Source organism: Muricoccus vinaceus (assembly GCF_042433125.1).
In the GTDB taxonomy this organism is placed as follows: Bacteria; Pseudomonadota; Alphaproteobacteria; order Acetobacterales; family Acetobacteraceae; genus Roseomonas; species Roseomonas vinacea.
In genome coordinates, this window is record NZ_JBHLVZ010000086.1 from 1 (window position 1) to 2,191 (window position 2,191).

Consider the following 2,191-nt stretch of genomic DNA (forward strand, 5'->3'; position numbering starts at 1 on the left):
TGGTGATCGATCCCAACGGCGCCAACCCGGTTCAGGTGACCGCGACGGACAGCGCCGGGAACACCTCCGCGCCCGTCACCCAGTCGCTGGTCGTCGACACCACTCAGCCGGTGGTGCCCACCGTGGTGCTGCCGATTGCGGGTGACGGGGTCATCAACGTCGCTGAGCAAGCAGCGGGTGTGGTGATTAGCGGCACAACGGAGCAGGGCAGCACGGTCGCGCTCTCCATCGGTGGGCAGATGCGAGCGGCGACCGTGGACGGGGCGAATTGGACCTACACGGTCTCCGCGGCCGATCTCGCGGCGCTCGGGTCGGGCCAGCACACGATCACCGCAGCGGCAAGCGACGCTGCCGGTAACACTGGGCCGTCGACGAACATCAGTTTTAATTTGGACGCCGACCTTCCGGCCACACCGGGCGAACTCAAGCTCGATGTCGGGAGCGACAGTGGTGCTCAGGACGGAAGCAGCACGACAGACCTTACCCCCACAGTCACAGGAACGGGTGAGGCAGGCTCGCTTGTCACTTTGTATGATACTGATGGGCTGACGGTACTTGGCGCCACGACGGTACGGGAGAATGGCCTGTGGTCGCTGACGAGCACAGAACTCAGCGAGGGTAGCCACGCCTTAACCGCCAGGGTGACGGACATGGCGGGGAATGTGTCGGCTCCTTCCTCGCCCCTGCTCCTTGCCATCGACAGGACCCTACCCTCCGCTCCAGCACTCACCGGTCTGGCTCCGGGAAGTGACACGGGGGTGCCCGGCGACAATGTCACCACCCGGACCACGCCGACCCTCACCGGCGTGGGCGAGGCAGGCTCGCTTGTCACTCTGTACGACACCGATGGCGTGGCAGTGCTCGGCACTGCCACTGTGCAGCAGGACGGGACGTGGAGTGTCACCAGTTCGGCGCTTTCGGTTGGAAATCACAACCTGACCACGGTTGTGACTGACGCGGCCGGAAATACCTCCAGCACTTCGGCCGCGGTTCTGGTGAGCATTGCGGAGTTTGACCTGCCGCCGATCTACGTGACGGCTTCGGAGTTCTCCGGCCAGGTCAAAGCTATTCCTTACGAGGGACCTGTATCGTACCTGCAATATGAGTTCCTCGGCACCATGAACGGCGAAGCGGTCCTCTCGACAGAGCTGAACGATTTCCTCAGCTTGGCGGGCGGCGATGACGCAGCCGACGGGCGAGAGGGTGATGACGTGCTGGATGGCGGCACGGGCTCGAACTTCCTCACCGGTGGCACTGGACAGGATGTCTTCTTCCTGGACGCTCGGGAGGGCGGGACCACTTGGTCAACCATCACCGATTGGGATGGGGGCGAGCAGCTGTCGCTGTGGGGCTGGCGCCCGGGTGTGAGCCAAGTGACCTGGATCGATCAGGACGGAGCGGAGGGCTACAAGGGTGTCACCATGCATGCGGACATCGATGGCAACGGCGTGATCGACACGTCCGTTACTTGGACCGGGCTCACCCGCGCAGACTTGCCACAGCAGACTCAGCAGGATGGGCTGCTATGGTTCGCCTGACTTTACCGGAGCCTGTCTAGCTTCGCAGGTGTGTGGCACTTTGGGTCCACCACCAGGGCGTAGCTGAACGCTGCTCTGAGTGCATCGATTGGTGGAGGTGGTCGCGGCTAAAGACGACCACCTCCAGCAGCACTGCGACCAACCGAGCGGTGTCATCTTGTTGCACGGGTCGCCCCAATGGGGGCGCTGGAGTAGGCTGCCACAGGAATGATCTCTTGGACCATGAGGGACGCCTGCCATGCCTCTCAAGGGCAACGCCTGTCCGCCGTCAGGGCTCATGAGACAGGCGGGGATGGTTGAGGAAAGGAGGGTTTCTGGCTCATCGTAACCGCCAGGGAACGAGCCATGAGCCAGAAGCCAGCGACACCGAACGCGAAGCCGCCCGCCGATCGGGTGGTGCGCGACATCCGCCGGGCGACCCGCAAGCACTACTCGGCCGAGGACAAGATCCGGGTCGTGCTGGAGGGTTTGCGGGGGGAGGAGAGCATCGCGGCTCTATGCCGCCGCGAGGGCATCGCCGAGAGCCTATACTACACATGGAAGCTCCTATGTTGGTCAAGGGCTGCTGGAGGCCGCGTTGAATGGCCTGTGCTTGGCACAAAGATAGCCGTAGATCTCACGGGCGACGTAGCGCTTGAGACAGCGAATGATTT

Annotated in this window: 2 protein-coding genes; both read left to right on the forward strand. The window is 63.4% G+C overall.

What is annotated here, in order from left to right; all coding sequences use genetic code 11:
* On the forward strand, positions 1-1,538 hold a 1,538-nt coding region (locus ACFFIC_RS25860; protein WP_377055852.1), incomplete at its 5' end, for an Ig-like domain-containing protein.
* 345 nt (positions 1,539-1,883) lie between these two features.
* A partial coding sequence (locus ACFFIC_RS25865; RefSeq protein ID WP_377055854.1) for a transposase occupies positions 1,884-2,191 on the forward strand: 308 nt, incomplete at its 3' end.